Origin of the sequence: Shinella sp., from assembly GCF_052438155.1 — a bacterium.
GTDB lineage: Bacteria > Pseudomonadota > Alphaproteobacteria > Rhizobiales > Rhizobiaceae > Shinella.
This window is the reverse complement of sequence record NZ_JBQVPI010000010.1, coordinates 58,142-77,160: the sequence shown is the minus strand read 5'-3', so window position 1 is coordinate 77,160 and position 19,019 is coordinate 58,142. Positions and strand designations below refer to the sequence as shown.

The following is a 19,019-nucleotide window of genomic DNA, read 5'->3' as shown; positions in this document are numbered from 1 at the left end:
ATATACAAAAAGTATATACCCAGGCGCAGAAAATATGAGAGCGGCGCCTTGCTCTCGCAAGACGCCGCTCCTGGCAAGCCAGAGGCTTGAATCAGTTGAGGAAATCCTCGGGCAGCAGGCCTTCCGGCATGTTCTGGTACGAAACCGGACGCAGGAATCGGCGGATCGACATCGTGCCGACGCTCGTCGCGCCGAAATTCGTCGAGGCCGGGTAGGGGCCGCCATGCACCATGGAATCCACCACTTCCACGCCGGTCGGGAAGCCATTGACCAGCACGCGGCCGGCCTTGCGCTCGAGGACCGGGCGAAGCTTCCGGGCGTCGTCGAGGTCGCCGGCATCCATATGGATCGTCGTCGTCAACTGGCCTTCGAACTTGCGGGCAAGCGCTTCCATCTCGTCGACCGAACCGACACGCACGACGAGGCCGAGCGGGCCGAAGACTTCTTCGGAGAGCGCGTGGTCGGCGAGGAACTGTTCGCCGGAGATCTCGAAGAGGTTCGGCAGCGCTGTGCGGCCGGAGGATTCGGTGGTGAACAGCGGCTTCACCGTGTTGCGGCTTTCAAAGCGCGCCTGGCCGTCGTGATAGGCCTTGGCGATGCCGTCGGTCAGCATGGTCTGCGGGCCGACCTTGCCGAGCGCCTCGACGGCAGCAGCGGTAAAGCGATCGGCATCCGCGCCATCAGCCACGATGGCGATGCCCGGATTGGTGCAGAACTGGCCGGCACCCATGGCGAGCGAGCCTGCCCAGCCCTGGCCGAGCGATTCCGCGCGGGCCTTCAGTGCTTCCGGCAGCAGGAACATCGGGTTGACCGAGCCGAGTTCGCCGAAGAACGGGATCGGTTCCGGGCGTGCGGCGCAGAGGTTGAACAGCGCGCGGCCACCGGCAAGCGAGCCGGTGAAGCCGACGGCCTTGATCAGCGGATGCTGCACCAGCGCTTCGCCGACCTGGCGGTTGCCGCCCTGGATCAGCGAGAAGACGCCCGGATGCACGCCGGTCTTGCGGATTGCGGCCTCGACGGCTTCGGCGATGATTTCGCCCGTGCCTGGATGGGCGGAGTGGCCCTTGACGACGACGGGGCAACCGGCGGCCAGTGCTGCGGCCGTGTCACCGCCGGCCGTCGAGAAGGCAAGCGGGAAGTTGGAGGCGCCGAACACGGCGACCGGGCCGATCGGCCGTTGGATCAGGCGGATTTCGGTGCGCGGCAGCGGCTGGCGGTCGGGAAGGGCGGCGTCGAGGCGGCGGTCGAGATAGTCGCCCTTCTCGATATGGTCGGCGAAAAGGCGAAGCTGGCCGGTCGTGCGGCCGCGCTCGCCCTGCAGGCGGGCTTCCGGCAGGCCGGTTTCCTGGCTACCGATCTCGGTGATCGCTTCGGCGCGCGCCTCGATCTCGTCGGCGATGGCGCGGAGAAATCCGGCGCGTGTCGCACGCGAGGAATAACCGTAGCTCAGGAAGGCTTCTTCGGCGGCTTCCGCGGCGCGGTTGACGAGCGCGACCGTGCCGACGGCGAAGTTGTGGACCGGGCCATGGGCCGGCGACGAGGCGAACGTGCCGTTTCCATCGAGCCATTCGCCGGCGACGAGGTGTTTACCGTTGGGAGTGAAAGCCATTTGACGTACCTTTCTGGCGGAAGAGGGATTCGCCCCTGACATAGGGTCTTACGGGGCGAATTGCACTTGTCGAAATCTTGTATACTCTATGTATGCAAATGTTCAATCGCCAACCTGCCGCGGTCGGCACCAGCCTGAAGAGACGAACGATGACGCAAACCACCACCTTGACGATTGCCGCCCTCCACGAGCGTGTGGAAGCTATCTTCCGCAATGCCGGCCTCAACGCGGTGCAGGCCGGCGCACTCGGCCGTGTCATCGTTGCCGGCGAGCGTGACGCCTGCAAATCGCACGGCATCTTCCGCATCGAAGGCGCGCTGCGCACCGTCAAAGCCGGCAAGGTGAAGCCGGACGCGGTGCCGGAACTCGACCTCAACGAGGGTTCCGCGATCGTCAAGGTCAACGCGAATGGCGGCTTCGCCAACCCGGCCTTCGAACTCGGCGTTCCGGCATTGGCCGAGCGCGCCCGCAAGCTCGGTATCGCCGCGCTGGTCATCAACGACTGCACGCATTTCTCCGCGCTGTGGCCGGAAGTGGAGGCGGTGACCAATGAAGGTCTCGCCGGGCTCGTCATGTGCCCGAGCTACGCGACGGTCGCGCCGACCGGCGGCAACAAGCCGCTGCTCGGCACCAACCCCTTCGCCTTCGGCTGGCCGCGCCCGAACCAGTCGCCCTATGTCTTCGACTTCGCAACCTCGGTCGCCGCCCGCGGCGAGATCGAGCTGCATCGTCGTGCCGGTAAACAACTGCCGGAAGGCTGGGCGATCGACGCCGACGGCAACCCGACGACTGACCCGGAAGCCGCGCTGGCCGGCGCCATGCTGCCCTTCGGCGGCCACAAGGGGTCTGCCATCGGCACGATGATCGAACTTCTCGCCGGCATCATGATCGGCGACCTGACGAGCCCGGAAGTGCTCGACTATCTCGGCACGACGACGCTAGCACCCTTCCACGGCGAACTGATCATTGCCATGTCGCCGGAAGCCTTTTCCGCCGGCCGTCCCGGCAATCCCTTCGCCCGCGCCGAAGTGCTGTTCGACGCGATCGTCGGCCAGGGTGCGCGCCTGCCCTCGCAGCGCCGCTTCGTGGCCCGCAAAAAATCCGAAACGGACGGCGTCACGCTGACGGCCGCCGAGACGGAACAGCTCGACCGCCTGCTGGCCCTCGGCCTCGACGCGATCGCCTGACGGATATTTAACCTGAACTGAACCGCGGCGGCGCTGTTGCCGCGGTTCTCAGCCCTTCTGCAGGGCGAGATGGGCGCCAAGCCCGATGAGCACCGTCCCGCCCGCCTTGCGCACGAGGGATTGCACGCCGCTCGACCGCTTCAGCCGTGCGAGGATCACGTCCGCCAGCAGGACGCTGACCACATCGGCGAAGGTGAAGATCAGATTGACCATCGTGCCGAGAATGGCGAGCTGGACCCAGATCGGCAGGCCGGCGCCGCTGTCGACGAATTGCGGCAGGAAGGCGAGAAAGAAGATCGCCGTCTTGGGGTTCAGGATCTCGACGGTGACGCTTTGCGCGAAAGCCCGTCGCCCGCCCTTCGGTGCAGAACCTGCCGCATCGTCCTCTCCCGTGTCCGTCGAGCGAAAGAGCGAAATGCCGAGCCAGATCAGATAGGCGGCACCTGCGAGCTTGACGCAGGTATAGGCGACCGGAACGGCGTGAAACAGCGCCGAAAGCCCGGCTGCGGCCGCGATGATATGGGCGTAGGCACCCAGATGAATGCCGAGCACCGCCATAAGGCCCGCCGCGCGACCGCCCGCCATCGTCCGGGCGGCGGCGTAAAGCATCGCGGGACCGGGAATGAAGGCGAAGATCGCCGTGGTGACGGCAAAGGCAAGCAGTACGTCCAGGGAAGGCATTCGCAGGTCCTCTCGTTTGTCCTGCGACCGTCGCAGAACCGAGCGCCTGCGGCAAACGAAAACCGCCCGCAGCGTCGGCTGCGGGCGGCGTCGATATTCCGATAGAAAAGACCGATCAGGCCTTGTAGGTCTGCACGGCGCCGGGGAGCTTGCTCCATTCGGCATACCAGGTGTCGAACAGCTTGAGCTGGGCTTCGACATAACCGCGCTGGCTGTCGGAAAGCGCGTCGTCCGCATTGAAGTGCAGCGTATATTCCTTGTCGCCCTTCAGCACCATCATGTGCTTGAAGTAGAGAACGAGGTCCGGGCCTTCGTCGAAGGAGGAGAGCACGGCGAGGGCCGATTCCAGCTCCAGCGCACGGGCCCGGGCATCCGGATCACCCTTGGCGGCAGCCTGTGCAAGAGCGCACATGTGCAGCACTTCCTTCGGCAGCACGCAGCCGATGCCGGTGATCGCGCCAACGGCGCCGCAATCGACAAAGCCCGTGAAGACGCAGGTGTCGACGCCGATCATCAGCGAGACGTCATCGTCGCGGCTGGTGATGTTTTCGGCCGCATAGCGCATGTCGGCAGCGCCGCCGAATTCCTTGAAGCCGACGAGGTTCTTGTGATCCTCACGCAGCGCAAAGAACAGGTCGGCGCGGGTCTGGAAGCCGTAATAGGGGCTGTTGTAGATGACGGCCGGCAGGTCCGGCGCGGCGGACAGGATCGCCTTGAAGTGGTTCTTCTGGGCGGCGACGACGGTGCCGCGGGACAGGACGCGCGGGATGACCATGAGGCCCTGGGCGCCGACCTTCTGGGCGTGCGCGGCGTGGGCTGCGGCGGAAGCGGTGTTGACAGCGCCCGTGCCGACGATCAGCGGAATGCCGGCCTTCACCAGGCGTTCGACGCCTTCCATGCGCTGCTCATCGGTGAGCAGCGGCCAGTCACCCATCGAGCCGCAATAGACCACGGCGGACATGCCCTTTGCGATGAGTTCCTTGCCCTTGCGCACCAGCGCATCGAAGTCCGGGCTGCGGTCGTCCTTGCAGGGGGTCATCAGGGCGGGAATTACGCCGGAAAAAATCTTGGCCTTCATGTCGATCTCCTATGGGCGGTTGGTCGGGAGTCTCCCGCACATAGGCAAGGCCTCCCCTCTCTCGATGGTGGATATAGCATCTTGTATTTTATTTGTCGACAAGAAAAATACAAGGCCGCTAGAGGACGATGTCGAGCCTCTGATTGCGGCTGAACAGCTTCTGGACCTGAGCCACGATCTGCTCGGCATGCACCTTTCCGAGACGATCGGCGGCCTCGACGTCGCGGGCCTCGATCGCGGCGATGATTTCCGCGTGCTCTTCGACAAAGCGTTGCGGAAACTGCGCTTCATAGGATTGGTAGTAGAGCCGGAGGATGCGCCGCGCCTCGTCCAGGAGCCGGCGGAACAGCCCGGTGAAATAGGGGTTGCGGCCCGCGTCGGCGATTGCGGCGTGAAAGGCCGCATTCGTGGCGATCATCGCCAGCGTGTCGCGGGCCTGAACCGCCGCCGCATAATCCTCATGAAAACCGCGGATGATCGGCAGGTCCTCGGGACGATGGCTCTGGGCCGCCAGCCGGGTCGTCACACGATACATCAGCACCAGCGCGTCGAAGAGGGTGTTGAGGTTGAGGAAGTCGATGTTCGCGACCATGGTGGAACGATTGGGCAGGGTCTCGATCAGCCCTTCGCCCGCGAGCCGCACCAGTGCCTCGCGGATCGGCGTGCGCGACATCTTGAACCGCTCGGCCAGCTGTACCTCGTCCACCGGGCTGCCGGGGGCGATCTTCAGGTCGAGGATTTCGTCGCGCAAAAGGTCGTAGACCATTTTGACGCCGGAGCCGCGTTTGCGTTCCGGCAGGGAATTGGAATCGGTATCGGTCATCGAAAATCCTCTTGTCGACAAAAGAAATACAATTCTCTGTGGACGCTATCAATCGTTTAAAATGGGCATTTTGACGAAAGCGTCGTCAAGCCTCCAAAAGAAAGGTTTTTGGCAATTTATGAGATAGCGGTGCGAAAGATGAAAAGGCGGGGAAATCAGCACCTGCCGCGCAGGAAAAATGCGGAGAGGCGGGAAGTCCTCAGGCCCGGTGTTCTCGCAGAAACGTCACCAGCGACCGTCCGGCGTCGAGGATGTGGTCGCGTGTCAGGCGCGAGGCGAGGTCGGCATCGCCACGCTCGCAGGCGGTAAGGATCGCTTCATGCTCGCGCCCGGCGCGCGGCACGCCGTTGGTGAAGGTCAGTTGGGCGCGCAGATACCGGTCGATGCGGTCGAGGGAGGAGTGCACGTTCTGCAGATAATAGGGGCGGCGGGAGGCTTCGTAGAGCGTGTAGTGGAAATTGCGGTTGATTTCGCCCCAGCGGTGCGGATCGGTCTCCCGGTCGAACGCGCTGCAGTAGCGCTGCGCCTTTTCCAGCGTCTCGCGGTCGAGATTGGGGACCGCGAGGCGGATGACCTCGGCCTCGATCAGCGCGCGGAACTCGAAGGTTTCCTCGATCTCCTCGATGGAAAGTCCGGCGACAACGGCGCCTTTATAGCGCTGGGTGGTGATAAGGCCATGCTGTTCCAGCCGGGACAGCGCCTCGCGCACGGGAATGCGGCTGGTGTTGAACATCTGCGCAATCTCTTCCTGCCGAAGGTTTGCGCCCTCAGCGAGGTTTCCCTCGATGATCGCCTTGCGCAGGGCCTCATAGACGATGTCGGCGGCCGAGGCGGCCTGCCTGACATCGACGGCAGCAAATTTCATCACGTCGAACCCCGGTAGAGTGAAGCTATGCTCATAGGTGGAATCCGGCGAAGGGGCAACAGAACGAGCGCCCGCCGCCGTCGCATAAAAGCTGATTGTATATTGGATCCAATCTATCTATGAAAGGTCAACCGCGTCGTCGGGATCGGCCCGCAACGCGAAGAACAGCCTGAAATCGGAGAAAGTGCCATGCGCAGCAGCAAGGTCATCCACATCGTCTCCTGCCACGCCGAGGGCGAGGTGGGCGATGTCATCGTCGGCGGCGTCGCGCCCCCGCCGGGAAACACGCTGTGGGAGCAGCGCAATTTCATCGCCGAAGATAAGACTTTGCGCAATTTCGTGCTGAACGAACCGCGCGGCGGCGTCTTCCGCCACATCAATCTCCTCGTGCCGCCGAAGGACCCGCGCGCCACCATGGGCTTCATCATCATGGAGCCGGAAGATACGCCGCCGATGTCCGGCTCCAACTCGATCTGCGTCTCCACCGTGCTGCTCGATAGCGGCATCGTGCCGATGGTCGAGCCGGAAACCCACATGATACTGGAAGCGCCGGGTGGGCTGGTCAACGTCGTTGCCACCTGCCGCAACGGCAAGGCCGAGCGCATCACCGTCACCAACGTGCCGTCCTTCGCCGACAAGCTGGATGCCAGGCTGGAAGTGGAGGGCCTGGGTACGCTCACCGTCGACACCGCCTATGGCGGCGACAGTTTTGTGTTCGCCGATGCCCGTGCCCTTGGTTTCTCGGTCACGCCGGACGAGGCGCGCGAACTTGCCGAAACCGGCATCCGCATCACCAAGGCCGCCAACGAGCAACTCGGCTTCACCCATCCGGAAAACCCGGAATGGAACCACATCTCCTTCTGCCAGCTGACGCTGCCGGTCGAGGAGCGTGATGGCGCCCTGCATGGCCGCAACACGGTCGTCATCCAGCCCGCAAAGCTCGATCGCTCGCCGACCGGCACCGGTTGCTCCGCCCGCATGGCGGTGCTGCATGCCCGCGGCCAGATCAAGATCGGCCAGTCCTTCTCCGGCTATTCGATCCTCGATTCGCGCTTCGATTGCCGCATCGTCGGCGAAACCACGGTCGGCGGCCGCCCGGCCATCGTGCCGGAAATCTCCGGCCGCGCGTGGATCACCGGCACCAGCCAGGTCATGCTCGATCCGGAAGATCCATGGCCTGCCGGCTACCGCCTCGCCGATACCTGGCCGCGCAAGCAGTAGTCGGTCTTCCGTGATGGCCCGGGCCGTACCGGCCCGGCGCCTGTCTCGAACGGCTGAGCAGCGCGGTTTCGCCAATCGGCCGGTGCGTTCGGCGCCGGCCCACGTCCTTGACGCCAGCCGTGGAGACCGCTACTCATAAAGTCATCAGATGACTTTATGAGTTTGCCATGTTTTCCCTCAGCAAGACCAATCTCGCCGACACCGCCGTCGAGGCGATCCGCGATGAAATCCTCAAGCGCCGCTGGGCGGTGGGCGAAAAACTGCCGAACGAGGCGACCTTGTCCGCCATGCTGTCCGTCAGCCGCGGCACGGTGCGCGAGGCGGTGCGCGTGCTCGCTTCGCAGGGTTACCTCGAAACCCGGCAGGGTTCCGGCACCTATGTGCTCTCGGCGGCCGATAGCACCCGCCCGCTCACCATGGCCCGCCGTGCGGGCCTGCGTGATCAGTTCGAGGCGCGCCTTGCGCTGGATGCGGAGGCCGCGCGGCTTGCGGCGCTGCGCCACACACCGGCCGTGATCGCCGGGCTGCGCGCGCTGCTTACCGAGCGTGGCGACCACGGCGATGGCGACAAAGCGGGGTTCGTTGCCCGCGACTTCGCCTTCCATCGGGCGGTGATCGCCGCCTCGCAAAACAGCGTTTTGATCGGCATGTACGAATTCTTTTCCACGCTGATTTCCGAAACCATCGAGGCGACGCTGGGTGAAGACCTTCCGGAACCGGATATGGCCGCCCATGCCGCGATCATCGATGCCATCGAAAGCGGCGATCCGGAGGCGGCCGATGCCGCGGTGCGCCGTTTCATGGCGCCCATGCTGTCGGCTCTCGACCGGTTGCTGCTGTCATGACCGTTCTCAATGATCCCGGCGCCATCGACCTCATCGACGCCGAAGCCGACAGCGTGCCGGCGCCCGCAGCGCACCTGCCGAAAAGCACGCTGGCGCGCGTCCTGCTCGGCGCCAGCCTCGTGCTCATCGCCTTCAATCTGCGGCCGGTATTTTCCAGCGCCTCGGCGCTGCTGCCGGAGATCCGCGACCTGCTCGGCCTTTCCGCCACCGGCGCCAGCCTGCTGACGACGCTGCCCGTCGTCTGCCTCGGCCTGTTCTCGCCGCTCGCCCCGCGCCTCGCGCAACGCATCGGTACGGAGCGAACCCTGCTGGTCGTCCTCCTCGTGGTGGCGCTCGGCACGGCGCTGCGTGGCCTGTCCTCCGTGCCACTGCTCTTTCTCGGCACAGCGCTTGCGGGTGCTGCGATCGCGGTCGGCAATGTGCTGTTGCCCGGCCTCGTCAAGCGGGACTTCCCCGACAAGGCGGCGCTGATGACGGGGTGCTACACGATGGCGCTTTGCGCCGGTGCTGCGAGTGCTGCCGGCCTGACCTTGCCCTTCGAACATGCCCTTGGCGGCTCTCTCGATGGGGCGCTGGCGATCTGGGCGCTGCCGGCCTTCCTGGTGGGGCTGCTCTGGCTGCCGCAGGTGCTTGGCACCCGCATGCAGGCCAAGCGTACGGGATTTCGCGTCGAAGGGCTCTGGCGCGACAGGCTCGCCTGGCACGTCACGCTCTTCATGGGCCTGCAATCGGCACTGGCCTATTGTGTCTTCGGCTGGCTGGTGCCGATCCTGCGCGAGCGCGGGCTGGATGGCGTGACAGCCGGGGCGATCGTTTCAATCTCCGTGATGGTGCAGGCCGGCGCCTGCCTTGTCGCGCCGCATATCGCCGTGCGCGGCAAGGACCAGCGGCTGATCAACGTCGTGCTCTGCGGCTTCGCCGTCGTGGCGCTTCTTGGCCTGCTCTTCGCGCCGCTCTGGTCGGTGTGGATCTGGGCCGTGCTGCAGGGCATCGGCCAGGGCGGACTGATCGCGGTGGCGATGACCGTCATCGTGCTGCGCACGCGTGACCCGCATGTGGCGGCGCATCTGTCCGGCATGGCGCAATGCGTCGGCTACCTGCTGGCGGCCATTGGCCCGCTGATCGTCGGCCTCATCCGCGGCTGGACGGGCAGTTTTGCCTGGAGCGCCGTGCTCTTCGTGCTGCTTGGCGTTGGCGCTGCCGTCAATGGCTGGTTCGCCGGCCGGGCGCTCTACGTCAATGCCCGCACGGTGGAAATGTAGGGACGGACGGTGCCGGCTTCCGTGACGATAACGTCCATCGGAATGTCGTGCAGTTGCGGATAGATCGTCGCTAGTTTTGCGACGCTGTAGCCGACGCCGATGACGCGTGGCTTCTTCGGCATCGCCGCCAAGGTCCTGTCGAAGAAACCGCCGCCATAACCGAGCCGGTAGCAGGCCGGGTCGTAGCCGACGACGGGCGCGATGACGATGTCCGGCAGGCAGGGTCGCTGCTCGGCCGGGATCGGAATGTTCCAGACGCCGCGCGACAGTGCCTCACCCGTCTGCCAGAGATGGAATTCCAGCGGCCGTCCCTTCTCGACGACCACCGGCAGGGCCGTGCGCCCGCCGCGCTCCGCCACGGTTTGCAGGAATGGCCGCAGATCCGGCTCGCCGCGAAACGGCCAGTAGGCGCTGACGATGCGGTCCGTCAGATCGCCGATTTCCGCCAGCACGCCGGCCGCAATCGTGTCCCCATGGTGCGCCCGTGTTTCGGCCGGAATGGCGAGACGCTCGGCGATGAGGCGCTCGCGCTCGCTCTTGCGCCAGCGGTTGACGTCGGTCCAGGCTTGCAGGTCGAGCGGCGCCGGCAGCCCCGAATAGGCCGGATCGACCTCATGCAGGAAACAGGCCGGCGAGGCGAAGGTGGCAGGTTTGTCGTCGTCGTCCATGAATTCGGCCTCTGCGGCGCGGGGAGTTCGAGGATTGCGCCTTTCTCCTTACCTGGCAAACGAATTCCGCTTGCTATGTCTCCAGCAGAAAATCTGCCAGCACCCTGGCGTGGTTGAATTCCCGGTTGCGCGATCCGTAGAGCAGGGTGATGGTTTCGGTTCTGGCGCGCTCGCGCAGCGTATCGATCAACGGGTTTTCCCGAAGCTCCTCCCGGTAGCGTGTCTGGAACTCCGCCCAGCGCTCCGGCCTGTGATCGAACCACTGGCGAAGGGCCGTTGTCGGCGCCAGCTCCTTCATCCATTCGGCAAAGGCGGCCTTGTCCTTCGAAATGCCGCGCGGCCAGAGCCGGTCGACGAGAATACGCGCGCCGTCCTGCGGTTCGGCTTCGTCGTAAACGCGCTTGATCCCTATCGGCATGTGAGCCTCCTCGTGGCCGGCTTGCCTATCTGAAACCGGAACGGCCTGCGCTTCAAGCGCGACGTTCCGGCGCGCCGGCTTGACTTTGCCACCCCGCTCATCCCATCATAGACGCATGACCACGATGCCATCCCTTGCCCGGTTTCTGAAACGGCTGTTTCCTCTCGCAGGACACTAGCCCCTCGGCTTGGTCGCGTCGTGCCCCAGCCGTGGGGCAAATGCGGTTCCGTAAAATGGGAACCGTGCCAGACCAGCGCGACACTCAAATCCCCGTTTTTCATTTTCGTGTGCCTGTCGGGCCGCGAGACTCCGTGTCGTGAGGTTTCCATGACCAGCAAGACCAAGGGCGGCCGTAGGCCTGCCATCACCATCGCCCGTTCCGAACATGTCCGCCTGTCGAACCTTGCCGACATGCTGGCCGAGCGCGATCCGCATGCCGCAGAACAACTCGCCGCCGAACTCGACCGGGCAAAGATCCTCGACGACGCGCGCATGGCGCCCGGCATCATGCGCATGGGCTCGATTGCCGAATTCCGCATCGACGACGACGCGGTGCAGACCGCCGAACTGGTCTTCCCGAAGGATGCCGATATTTCCCGCCAGCGCATTTCTGTGCTGACCCCGGTCGGGGCCGCCCTTCTCGGCCTTTCCGCCGGCCAGTCGATCGAATGGGCCGCGCGCGACGGCCGGGTGCGGCGCCTCACCGTTGTCTCGGTGCATGCCGCCGCGCCGGAAACGGCCCGCGCGTCCTGAGGCGCGCGTGGCGATGAAGTTCCTGTCCTTCTCATCTTCCGGACGCATCGGAGGCTGCCTCGTCGCAGGATCGTGACCCCCTGAGCCGCATCCGCGGCCAGGGGGCTTCTCCACCATGGGTTTGTTTGCCGCGCCTCGAGGGGCGGGCAGGATGGAGAATGGCTATGGGACGCGATCCCGCAATGCTCACGGCAAGAGACGTCTATGTGCTGGAAAAGCTGCGAAGCGACTGGCCGCCGCTGACGGAGGAATGGACGGCATTGCTCGACCGGAAACTGTCGGCCGGCCGCCTGACGGCAGAACGCCGCCCGCCCGCGGATCTGGCAATGATCGACGCGCGCGTATCGTTCCGCTGCGCAAGCGGGCTCACCGATACCCGCACGCTTTGCCTTCCCGGCACCTATGCCCCGGGAAGCGCCTTCCTGCCGGTCACCACCTTCTATGGCCTGGCGCTGCTCGGCCTCAGCGAGGGGCAGGCCATGGCCTTCGCCCGGCCAGAGGGCCGGCGAGACTGGATCGTTCTGGAAAAGGTGCTTTTCCAGCCGGTGGCCGTGTCCGATCTCTCCTATGCGTCGATCCCGATGGTGCGGCCGGCATTCCGGCTGATTGCCGGAGGGCTGGAAGAACGCGCCTTCGCGCCGGCGAACGAAAACGGACCTACAACGGGTCCAGGGCCGTCGGCGGCCTGAAGCCGGTCGGCTCTCAGATACCCTGCCCGTGGCCGGCCATCAGGCTGGCCGGGCCGGCCTGGGAGAGGCTTTTTGCCAGCGTCGCCAAAAGGTCGGTCTGCGAAATGATTCCGACGACGTAGTGCTCCTCATCGAGGACCACGACAGCGTGGATGCTGCCGTCCGTCAGGCGCGGCAAAAGGCCGATCGCCGGGTCGGACGGTTTAGCGATCGCGGCCTGCGATACGGGAAGCGGCGTGCCGGGCGCCATGGCGGCCAGTTCCCGGAGGCCAACGGTGCCGCGAAGATGTCCTGTCGCGTCGAGCACCGGCAGCGTGCGGATATCGTGGTCGAGCAGCAGGGCGCGCGCCTCGTCCGCCGTCGCATTCTCGGCGACCGTCACCACGTCGCGCGACATGATGTCGGCGGCGGTAAGCTCGCCGCGCTGGCGCAGCAGAGCCTGAAGCTCGACCTGACGCAGCAGCGCGTCGATATCGGCGCGGCTGACGTCGAGCGTCTCGTTGAGGCTGGCAATGGCGACGTCGATGTCCTTGCTGTTGAACCCGACGCGAAAGGCGGCCGGCGGGTCGGCGGTCTTGTGCGCGTTGACGGGCGAAATCGCCTGGCGATGCGGATATTGCCGCCCGGCAAGCCTGTGAAACACCATGCCGACGGCCACAAGGATCAGCGAGTTGATCGCGATCGGCACCAGCGGAAACCAGAAGCCGGCCCGGGCGACGGCAGCACCGCCGACGACGGCGGTCAGCGCCGCAGCACCGCCCGGCGGGTGCAGCGAGCGGGTCAGCGACATGACGAGGATGGCAAGGGCCACGGCAAGGCCGATGGCGAGCGACGGATTGGTCACGAGCGTGGCGACGCTGACGCCGACAAAGGCGGAAATCGTGTTGCCGCCGACGATCGACCAGGGCTGGGCAAGCGGGCTTGCCGGCACGGCGAAGAGCAGGACGGCGGAGGCGCCAATGGGCGCGACGATCAGCGGCAGGTTCGGATCCTGCCCCATAAAGAGTGCGCAGACGAGGCTGGTCAGGCAGATGCCGATGAGCGCGCCGACGCAGCCGATCAGCCGCTCCTTGAGCGTGGCACCGGCGAGAATCGGTGCAAAAAACCTGAACCTGGATGAAGTGCCCGGTTTCTGGGCATCGTGCGGAGGAATGGCCACGATGATCCTGATCGCAGAAGCGGATGACTGATTCTCAGGCTTATGTGCCTATCGCAGCTCGGACGCAAGGCGCAATCGGAAGATTCTGCGCTACGGCGAGCAGGGTATCTACCGGCAACAAAAAAGCCCGGCAGAGCCGGGCTTTTTTAGTGTTTCGGAAAAACCGAAACGGGAATTTGGTGCCCAGAAGAGGACTCGAACCTCCACACCCTTTCGAGTACCAGCACCTGAAGCTGGCGCGTCTACCAATTCCGCCATCTGGGCGACGGAGAGCGATGTAGAAGGAGCGCCGCCCGGTGTCAACAGGCTTTTTGAAGTTTTTGCAACAGCTTGGCGAAAACTTGCTGCTGCGCAAAAACCTTCACTGGCCGAGCGCCCATTCGCGAATGCGCGCAAGCCCGGCCGCCAGCATCCGGAGAGCGGCGGCCTCGTCGCGGGCCTCCACATAGCAGCGCATTTCCGGCGCATTGCCGGACGGACGAAAATGCACGACGTCGCCGGTCTCCAGCGTCACGCGCAATCCATCGATGTCGCTGACCTTGGATGGCACGCCGATCGGTGCCAGGAACGCAGCAAGCGCGCCGGCGCCGGAGCGCAGTTCGGCCATCAGCGCGGCGCTCGTTTCGACGGGGAAGTTTTCGAGACGGTCGCTTGCTGCGGCCGGCAGGGCGAAGCCGGCGGCGATCGTGGAGAGCGGGCGTTTTTGCCCGGCTGCAAGCGCCAGCACGGCGAGCACCGGCATCAGGCTGTCGCGCGTCGGCAACGGCGCGAGCGCGTGGCCGTTCACGGTGAAGGGGGTGGCGGTCAGCGTGCCGCCATTGGCCTCGAAACCGGCCACGGCGTTTTCGCCGGCCGCGACCGCTTCGTTCATGGCCGCGATGACGAAAGGGGAGCCGACCCTCGTGCGCAGTACGGTGCCATCGACTGCGGCTTCGATGCCGGAATTGGATGTCACGGGCGTGGCGATGGCGGTGGCGCCGAGGAAGCGGCTGGCGATGAGGCCGACCAGGTCGCCGCGAATCGGCGTGCCGGTCTCGTCGGTGACGAGCGGCCGGTCGCCGTCGCCATCGGCCGAGATGATGGCGTCGAGCCCGTGCTGCACGGCCCAGCCCTGCAGCAGCGCGACCGTCTCGCTGGAAACTGCCTCCGTATCCACCGGAATGAAGGTTTCCGACCGGCCAAGTGCCACGGCATCCGCGCCGTAATGGGCGAGCACCGAGACGAACAGATCGCGTGCGACCGTCGAGTGCTGGTAGACGCCGACCCGCAGGCCGGCGAGGCTGCCGTCCGGCAGCAGCAGGCGGTTGCGTGCGTCGTATAGCGCCATCGCCGCGTCATGTAGATCGCCTGCCGTTTCCTGTTCGGCGGCAAGGACGGTACCCTCGGCGCGGATCGCGTCGGCGGCCGCGGTGATGGCGGCTTCATCCGTCTTGTCGATCTCGCCGTCCGGCCGGTAGAATTTGATGCCGTTGCGGTCGGCGGGAATGTGCGAGCCGGTGACCATCAGGCATGCCGCCTTGCGGGCGAGGCCGAGCAAAGCAAGTGCCGGCGTCGGCAGCGCGCCGCAATCGCGCGGGGTAAACCCGGCCTTGCGCAGGGCGGCGATCGCGATGGCCGAGATGGCCGGGCTGGAGGCACGAAAATCGCGGCCGACCAGAACCACGTCGCCCTCTCGGGCGATGCCTGCCACCAGCAGATGGCGGGCGAAAGCCGTGGCATAGAGTGCTGTCGCCGGTCCCTCCAGATCGACCGAGAGACCCCGAAGGCCGCTGGTTCCAAATTTCAGGCTCATCTCGTCCCCTCATGCCTCTTGCGGATCGCAGATCCGGCGGTAAATCCCGTGCTGATGCGCGATCATGAATAAAACAAAATGCGTGAACGTAATGCAAAGTAGGGACGTGACAGGGATAAATCCCGCCAGAACAGTGAGGATCAACATGTCGAAGATTCGAAACTTCGTTTTCGGTTGCGCGATGAGCATTGCCTCCGCAATCGCGCCCATGGGAGCGGCCGAGGCCGTTCCGCTGGCCGTGCCGAAGGTCGAGACAAAAAGCGACGTCACCAGAGCCCAGGTGGAGTTCTGCTACGGCTATGGTTGTGAACGCCGGCAATATCGCCGCTACAATCGCCCGTATTACGACGGTTACGAGCGTCGCTACGAGCGGCCACGCTATTATCGCCCGCGCTACGAGCGGCCGCGCTACTACGGTGGCGGCGGGAACGCGCATGTCCGGTGGTGCTCCAACCGCTACCGCACCTATGACCCCTATACCAACCGCTACCATGCTGGCGGCGGTATCTATCGCATGTGCTATTCGCCTTACCGCTAGCGTGGTCGGGTGACGGATAGGAACGGCGGGCCTCGGCCCGCCGTTTTCGTTTCATCCGGGATTGCCGTCGGCCACGCGATCCGTGTGACCGAGATCGCGGCCCGGTTCTATGACGTCGCGCACGCGCTGCTTCAGTTCCTTCGGCCCGGGAAAACCGCCGTCGCGCTTGCGCTCCCACACCAGCGCCGCGCCGACCCGGATCTCGAAATTGCCGCCGCTTCCGGGAATGAGCGCCACCTCGCCGAGGGAATCGGAAAAGGTCGACAGCAGCTCCTGCGCCATCCAGCCGGCGCGCAGCAGCCAGTTGCACTGGGTACAGTAGAGTATGGAAACGCGCGGCTTTTCCCCGGTCATGGCTACCTCCTGATGATCGGGAAAGCATATAGCAGCGCACGCGGCTTGGCACCTGCCTGCGCGCGATCACTTCACGGAAATGTCAACTCAATTTATCATGTTTTGTAGCTGGACATCTTGTCGCAGCCCGGTTCATGAGGGAGACGTGGTGCAGTGCAATATTTCACCAGGAGACCCCATGACCGACTTCACCACCAGCCGTCCCCGCCTCATCATTCCGTCGCTTGGCAACCTCTATGCGGCGCTCGGTGAGAGCGCGGAAACGATCCTGCGCGTTGCCGCCGGCCTGCTGCTCGTCACCCACGGTTACGGCAAGATCATCAACCCCTTCGGCGCGAGCGGCATGGTCGAAAGCCTCGGCTTTTATCCCGGCGTCTTCTGGTCGCCGCTGCTTGCCGCTACCGAATTCTTCGGCGGCATCCTGATCGCCATCGGCCTCTTCACGCGGCCGGCCGCTTTCGCGGCGATGATCGTGCTGGCCGTCACCGTCTATTTCCACGGCATCGTGCAGGCCGAGGGCCTGATGGGCGCGGAAAAGTCGATCCTCTGGGCGCTGATCATGTTTTACTTCGTCATTCGCGGTGCAAACAGCCACTCGGTCGACGCGAAGCTCGGCCGTCAGTTCTGATCGATGCTTTCGAGCGGTTGCGGCCTTGGCCGCAGCCGCGTGTTGATGAGCGCTGCAATCGCCTCGCCGTCATAAGGTTTTCTGGCGACGGGAATGATCTCGAAGCCTTCGACGCCGCGGGCATCGATGTCGCCGACCGTCGTGAAAAGCAGTGGCACCCGCGCGCTGATCAGCCGCTCGATACGCGCCTTTATGTGTGTCGCGTCGAGCGGTACGTCGAGCAGGCAGAGATCGATATCCGAAAGCGCCGCCTCATCCCACTGGTCGAGTTGCTCCGGCCGGATGAGGGATATGCGGCAGTCGAGCGCCGCCTTGATCAGAAATTCCGCGTCGAGCGCGATCAGGAATTCGTGTTCTGCGATTACGATGTGCGGAAGAAAAGGTTTCATGGCGCCGCACTCCTCATCCATGCGGAACCGCCGGATTGACCGACGGTTCGGGACGCGGACTGTGGGCTTCGACCCCAAATGTGTCATTTAAAAAAGACATAGCAAAACCGCCTTTTGGAACAACGGGAGATGTTCCACGTTCAGCAAGCCAGCCCGGTGTTCAGGGCTGGGAACGGAAGGGGTAAGGCAGCATGGCGGGCAGCACGGCGGGAAACCATCTCTCGAAATGGCGCACGCCCTGCCAGCAATGCCCCTTGCGGGAGCTTCCGGGCTTCCGCGATTTCACCTCGAAGGAGCTGGACTTCGTTTCGCAGTTCAAGAGCGGTGAACTGTCGAGCGAGCGCGGTGCGACCATCCTCGTCGAGGGCATGCACAGCGCCCATCTCTTCACCGTGCTCTCCGGCTGGGCCTTCCGCTACAAGCTTTTGCCGGATGGCCGGCGCCAGATCATGAACTATGTGCTGCCCGGCGATCTTCTCGGCCTGCAAGGCAGCCTGATGGGCGAGATCAATCATTCCGTCGAGGCGCTGACGCCCGTCACGCTCTGCGTCTTCGAGCGCTCCAAGCTGGAACGGCTGTTCGAGCGGCACGCCTCGCTTGGCTACGACCTCACCTGGATCGCCGCCCAGGAGGAGCGCATCCTCGACGAACATCTGCTCAGCGTGGGCCGGCGTTCGGCGCTGGAGCGCACGGCCTATCTCCTGTCCTTCATCCACCAGCGCGCCCGCTCGGCAGGCGTCACGGGCGGGCGGCGCGTCATCCCGATCACCCAGCAGCATGTCGCCGATACGCTTGGCCTTTCCCTCGTCCACACCAACAAGACGCTGCGCAAGCTGTCGGATCGCAAGCTGATGCGCTGGGAGGACAAGGGCTGCGAAATCCTCGATGCGGACGGCCTGCTCGCGCTGGCCGGATGGGAGGGGCTGAAGAGAGAAGCCCGACCCTTCATCTAGACCTGTCTTCCAACGCAAAACCGCTGCACACTTTTGCTGGAATTGCTCAGGCGACGTCCCAGTGCAGCGGGAACATCGGGTCGAAGACTGTTACAGGTCCTGCCCCCGTCTCGATCTTGGCCGGGAAGGAAACCGGCTCCGCACGCTTGACCAGGCGGATCGTCTCTTCGTTGACCGGCAGGCCGTACCAGGTCGGGCCGTTCAGCGAGGCGAAGGCTTCCAGCTTGTCGAGTGCGCTGTCCTGTTCGAACACATGTGCCAGACAACTCATCGTGTTGATCGAGGTGTAGATGCCGGCGCAGCCGCAGGCGCATTCCTTCAGCGGATCGACATGCGGCGCGGAATCGGTGCCGAGGAAGAATCGGGCATCACCGGACGTTGCCGCGGCCCGCAGCGCCAGCCGGTGCTCCTCGCGCTTGGCGACGGGCAGGCAGTAGTAATGCGGCTTGATGCCGCCGACGAGGATGGCGTTGCGGTTGATGATCAGGTGATGCGTGGTGATCGAGCCGGCAAGGTTCGCCTTCGACGTCGTGATATAGTCGACGCCGTTCTTCGTCGTGACATGCTCCATCGTCACACGCAGCTCCGGCAGGCGCTGACGCAACGGATCGAGCACCGTCTCGATGAACACGGCCTCGCGGTCGAAGATATCGACCTCCGGCGTCGTCACCTCGCCATGCACGCAGAGCGTCAGGCCGATTTTGCCCATGCGTTCCAGCACCGGCATCGCTTTGTCCATGTCGCGCACGCCGCCATGCGAATTGGTCGTCGCACCGGCCGGGTACAGCTTGACCGCACGGATGAGGCCACTCTTGTAGCCGGCTTCCACGTCGTCCGGGTCGGTGTGCTCGGTGAGATAGAGCGTCATCAGCGGCTCGAACCGGTCGCCAGCGGGAAGGGCTGCGAGGATGCGGTCGCGATAGGCGGTGGCGTCGGCGGTGGTGACGACCGGCGGCACGAGGTTGGGCATGATGATCGCGCGGGCGAAGTGGCGGCTGGTATCGCCGATCACGCCTTCCAGCATGGCGCCGTCGCGCAGGTGCAGGTGCCAGTCGTCCGGCCGGCGGATGGTGAGGTCTGTGGTCATCGGTGTCGCTCCCGTGTTTG

21 protein-coding genes and 1 tRNA gene are annotated in these 19,019 nt (G+C 64.8%); 9 read left to right on the top strand and 13 right to left on the bottom strand.

The annotated features are described in order from the left end of the window. Window positions 1-91: 91 nt before the first annotated feature. Window positions 92-1,609: an aldehyde dehydrogenase (NADP(+)) gene (locus ACT6VE_RS18960; protein WP_444800074.1), complete on the bottom strand. Its 1,518-nt coding sequence runs from the start codon at window positions 1,607-1,609 to the stop codon at window positions 92-94. A 149-nt stretch (window positions 1,610-1,758) separates the two neighbouring features. On the opposite strand from ACT6VE_RS18960, the gene ACT6VE_RS18955 reads away from it, so the two are divergent. Next, window positions 1,759-2,796, top strand: a complete 1,038-nt coding sequence (locus ACT6VE_RS18955) for an Ldh family oxidoreductase (RefSeq protein WP_444800073.1) — start codon at window positions 1,759-1,761, stop codon at window positions 2,794-2,796. Window positions 2,797-2,844: 48 nt separating this feature from the next. Here ACT6VE_RS18955 and ACT6VE_RS18950 read toward each other — a convergent pair whose 3' ends face one another. From ACT6VE_RS18950 to ACT6VE_RS18935, 4 genes are all read right to left on the bottom strand, one after another. After that, window positions 2,845-3,477, bottom strand: a complete 633-nt coding sequence (locus ACT6VE_RS18950) for a LysE family translocator (protein WP_444800072.1) — start codon at window positions 3,475-3,477, stop codon at window positions 2,845-2,847. Between the two features lie 115 nt (window positions 3,478-3,592). Continuing rightward, window positions 3,593-4,555 carry a dihydrodipicolinate synthase family protein gene (locus tag ACT6VE_RS18945; RefSeq protein ID WP_444800071.1) on the bottom strand — a complete coding sequence of 321 codons (963 nt, stop codon included), beginning with the start codon at window positions 4,553-4,555 and terminating at the stop codon, window positions 3,593-3,595. A 118-nt stretch (window positions 4,556-4,673) separates the two neighbouring features. Next, window positions 4,674-5,378, bottom strand: a complete 705-nt coding sequence (locus ACT6VE_RS18940) for a GntR family transcriptional regulator (protein ID WP_444800070.1) — start codon at window positions 5,376-5,378, stop codon at window positions 4,674-4,676. Between the two features lie 199 nt (window positions 5,379-5,577). Continuing rightward, complete coding sequence (locus ACT6VE_RS18935) at window positions 5,578-6,243, bottom strand: GntR family transcriptional regulator (protein ID WP_444800194.1); 666 nt, start codon at window positions 6,241-6,243, stop codon at window positions 5,578-5,580. A gap of 189 nt (window positions 6,244-6,432) precedes the next feature. On the opposite strand from ACT6VE_RS18935, the gene ACT6VE_RS18930 reads away from it, so the two are divergent. The 3 genes from ACT6VE_RS18930 to ACT6VE_RS18920 all read left to right on the top strand — a co-directional run bounded on the left by ACT6VE_RS18930 (window position 6,433) and on the right by ACT6VE_RS18920 (window position 9,571). Continuing rightward, window positions 6,433-7,464: a trans-3-hydroxy-L-proline dehydratase gene (locus tag ACT6VE_RS18930; RefSeq protein WP_444800069.1), complete on the top strand. Its 1,032-nt coding sequence runs from the start codon at window positions 6,433-6,435 to the stop codon at window positions 7,462-7,464. Window positions 7,465-7,631: 167 nt separating this feature from the next. Further along, window positions 7,632-8,309, top strand: a complete 678-nt coding sequence (locus ACT6VE_RS18925; RefSeq protein WP_444800068.1) for a FadR/GntR family transcriptional regulator — start codon at window positions 7,632-7,634, stop codon at window positions 8,307-8,309. Further along, entirely contained in the window at window positions 8,306-9,571 is a 1,266-nt protein-coding gene (locus ACT6VE_RS18920; RefSeq protein ID WP_444800067.1) for a CynX/NimT family MFS transporter, read from the top strand. The genes ACT6VE_RS18925 and ACT6VE_RS18920 overlap by 4 nt, the downstream gene beginning before the upstream one ends. On the opposite strand, the gene ACT6VE_RS18915 is transcribed toward ACT6VE_RS18920, so the two are convergent. Continuing rightward, complete coding sequence (locus ACT6VE_RS18915; protein WP_444800066.1) at window positions 9,541-10,239, bottom strand: 5-formyltetrahydrofolate cyclo-ligase; 699 nt, start codon at window positions 10,237-10,239, stop codon at window positions 9,541-9,543. The two genes, ACT6VE_RS18920 and ACT6VE_RS18915, sit on opposite strands and share 31 nt — an antisense overlap. A gap of 73 nt (window positions 10,240-10,312) precedes the next feature. After that, entirely contained in the window at window positions 10,313-10,657 is a 345-nt protein-coding gene (locus ACT6VE_RS18910; protein ID WP_444800065.1) for a DUF488 domain-containing protein, read from the bottom strand. A 327-nt stretch (window positions 10,658-10,984) separates the two neighbouring features. On the opposite strand from ACT6VE_RS18910, the gene rnk reads away from it, so the two are divergent. Next, on the top strand, window positions 10,985-11,410 hold the full coding sequence (gene rnk / locus ACT6VE_RS18905) for a nucleoside diphosphate kinase regulator (RefSeq protein WP_444800064.1): 426 nt from the start codon (window positions 10,985-10,987) through the stop codon (window positions 11,408-11,410). 164 nt (window positions 11,411-11,574) lie between these two features. Then, window positions 11,575-12,099, top strand: a complete 525-nt coding sequence (locus ACT6VE_RS18900; RefSeq protein ID WP_444800063.1) for a hypothetical protein — start codon at window positions 11,575-11,577, stop codon at window positions 12,097-12,099. 13 nt (window positions 12,100-12,112) lie between these two features. Here the strand turns inward: ACT6VE_RS18900 and ACT6VE_RS18895 are convergent, their stop codons facing one another. The 3 genes from ACT6VE_RS18895 to ACT6VE_RS18885 all read right to left on the bottom strand — a co-directional run bounded on the left by ACT6VE_RS18895 (window position 12,113) and on the right by ACT6VE_RS18885 (window position 15,050). After that, the gene (locus ACT6VE_RS18895; protein ID WP_444800193.1) at window positions 12,113-13,264 is read right to left on the bottom strand and encodes an HPP family protein; all 1,152 of its coding nucleotides are present in this window, start codon (window positions 13,262-13,264) and stop codon (window positions 12,113-12,115) included. A 171-nt stretch (window positions 13,265-13,435) separates the two neighbouring features. Continuing rightward, window positions 13,436-13,522: transfer RNA gene (locus tag ACT6VE_RS18890), tRNA-Leu, on the bottom strand. A gap of 97 nt (window positions 13,523-13,619) precedes the next feature. Continuing rightward, entirely contained in the window at window positions 13,620-15,050 is a 1,431-nt protein-coding gene (locus ACT6VE_RS18885; protein ID WP_444800062.1) for a phosphomannomutase, read from the bottom strand. Between the two features lie 145 nt (window positions 15,051-15,195). On the opposite strand from ACT6VE_RS18885, the gene ACT6VE_RS18880 reads away from it, so the two are divergent. Next, a complete protein-coding gene (locus ACT6VE_RS18880) occupies window positions 15,196-15,588 on the top strand; it encodes a BA14K family protein (protein ID WP_444800061.1) in 393 nt (130 codons plus the stop codon). Window positions 15,589-15,639: 51 nt separating this feature from the next. Here the strand turns inward: ACT6VE_RS18880 and ACT6VE_RS18875 are convergent, their stop codons facing one another. Further along, window positions 15,640-15,942: a SelT/SelW/SelH family protein gene (locus ACT6VE_RS18875; RefSeq protein ID WP_444800060.1), complete on the bottom strand. Its 303-nt coding sequence runs from the start codon at window positions 15,940-15,942 to the stop codon at window positions 15,640-15,642. A gap of 178 nt (window positions 15,943-16,120) precedes the next feature. Between ACT6VE_RS18875 and ACT6VE_RS18870 the strand changes: the two genes are divergently transcribed. Next, window positions 16,121-16,570: a DoxX family protein gene (locus ACT6VE_RS18870; RefSeq protein ID WP_444800059.1), complete on the top strand. Its 450-nt coding sequence runs from the start codon at window positions 16,121-16,123 to the stop codon at window positions 16,568-16,570. Here ACT6VE_RS18870 and ACT6VE_RS18865 read toward each other — a convergent pair. Beyond that, on the bottom strand, window positions 16,561-16,959 hold the full coding sequence (locus tag ACT6VE_RS18865) for a hypothetical protein (RefSeq protein ID WP_444800058.1): 399 nt from the start codon (window positions 16,957-16,959) through the stop codon (window positions 16,561-16,563). The genes ACT6VE_RS18870 and ACT6VE_RS18865 overlap by 10 nt on opposite strands. A 191-nt stretch (window positions 16,960-17,150) precedes the next feature. Here ACT6VE_RS18865 and ACT6VE_RS18860 point away from each other — a divergent pair, with 191 nt between their 5' ends. Then, on the top strand, window positions 17,151-17,912 hold the full coding sequence (locus ACT6VE_RS18860; protein WP_444800057.1) for a Crp/Fnr family transcriptional regulator: 762 nt from the start codon (window positions 17,151-17,153) through the stop codon (window positions 17,910-17,912). Window positions 17,913-17,958: 46 nt separating this feature from the next. Here ACT6VE_RS18860 and pyrC read toward each other — a convergent pair whose 3' ends face one another. Further along, on the bottom strand, window positions 17,959-18,999 hold the full coding sequence (pyrC, locus tag ACT6VE_RS18855; RefSeq protein WP_444800056.1) for a dihydroorotase: 1,041 nt from the start codon (window positions 18,997-18,999) through the stop codon (window positions 17,959-17,961). Between the last annotated feature and the right edge of the window lie 20 nt (window positions 19,000-19,019).

What these genes read in the sequence shown, in the direction of transcription:
- ACT6VE_RS18960 (WP_444800074.1), bottom strand. Translation starts at nt 1,609, where the DNA reads ATGGCTTTCACTCCCAACGGTAAACACCTCGTCGCCGGCGAATGGCTC.
- ACT6VE_RS18955 (WP_444800073.1), top strand. Translation starts at nt 1,759, where the DNA reads ATGACGCAAACCACCACCTTGACGATTGCCGCCCTCCACGAGCGTGTG.
- ACT6VE_RS18950 (WP_444800072.1), bottom strand. Translation starts at nt 3,477, where the DNA reads ATGCCTTCCCTGGACGTACTGCTTGCCTTTGCCGTCACCACGGCGATC.
- ACT6VE_RS18945 (WP_444800071.1), bottom strand. Translation starts at nt 4,555, where the DNA reads ATGAAGGCCAAGATTTTTTCCGGCGTAATTCCCGCCCTGATGACCCCC.
- ACT6VE_RS18940 (WP_444800070.1), bottom strand. Translation starts at nt 5,378, where the DNA reads ATGACCGATACCGATTCCAATTCCCTGCCGGAACGCAAACGCGGCTCC.
- ACT6VE_RS18935 (WP_444800194.1), bottom strand. Translation starts at nt 6,243, where the DNA reads ATGAAATTTGCTGCCGTCGATGTCAGGCAGGCCGCCTCGGCCGCCGAC.
- ACT6VE_RS18930 (WP_444800069.1), top strand. Translation starts at nt 6,433, where the DNA reads ATGCGCAGCAGCAAGGTCATCCACATCGTCTCCTGCCACGCCGAGGGC.
- ACT6VE_RS18925 (WP_444800068.1), top strand. Translation starts at nt 7,632, where the DNA reads ATGTTTTCCCTCAGCAAGACCAATCTCGCCGACACCGCCGTCGAGGCG.
- ACT6VE_RS18920 (WP_444800067.1), top strand. Translation starts at nt 8,306, where the DNA reads ATGACCGTTCTCAATGATCCCGGCGCCATCGACCTCATCGACGCCGAA.
- ACT6VE_RS18915 (WP_444800066.1), bottom strand. Translation starts at nt 10,239, where the DNA reads ATGGACGACGACGACAAACCTGCCACCTTCGCCTCGCCGGCCTGTTTC.
- ACT6VE_RS18910 (WP_444800065.1), bottom strand. Translation starts at nt 10,657, where the DNA reads ATGCCGATAGGGATCAAGCGCGTTTACGACGAAGCCGAACCGCAGGAC.
- rnk (WP_444800064.1), top strand. Translation starts at nt 10,985, where the DNA reads ATGACCAGCAAGACCAAGGGCGGCCGTAGGCCTGCCATCACCATCGCC.
- ACT6VE_RS18900 (WP_444800063.1), top strand. Translation starts at nt 11,575, where the DNA reads ATGGGACGCGATCCCGCAATGCTCACGGCAAGAGACGTCTATGTGCTG.
- ACT6VE_RS18885 (WP_444800062.1), bottom strand. Translation starts at nt 15,050, where the DNA reads ATGAGCCTGAAATTTGGAACCAGCGGCCTTCGGGGTCTCTCGGTCGAT.
- ACT6VE_RS18880 (WP_444800061.1), top strand. Translation starts at nt 15,196, where the DNA reads ATGTCGAAGATTCGAAACTTCGTTTTCGGTTGCGCGATGAGCATTGCC.
- ACT6VE_RS18875 (WP_444800060.1), bottom strand. Translation starts at nt 15,942, where the DNA reads ATGACCGGGGAAAAGCCGCGCGTTTCCATACTCTACTGTACCCAGTGC.
- ACT6VE_RS18870 (WP_444800059.1), top strand. Translation starts at nt 16,121, where the DNA reads ATGACCGACTTCACCACCAGCCGTCCCCGCCTCATCATTCCGTCGCTT.
- ACT6VE_RS18865 (WP_444800058.1), bottom strand. Translation starts at nt 16,959, where the DNA reads ATGAAACCTTTTCTTCCGCACATCGTAATCGCAGAACACGAATTCCTG.
- ACT6VE_RS18860 (WP_444800057.1), top strand. Translation starts at nt 17,151, where the DNA reads ATGGCGGGCAGCACGGCGGGAAACCATCTCTCGAAATGGCGCACGCCC.
- pyrC (WP_444800056.1), bottom strand. Translation starts at nt 18,999, where the DNA reads ATGACCACAGACCTCACCATCCGCCGGCCGGACGACTGGCACCTGCAC.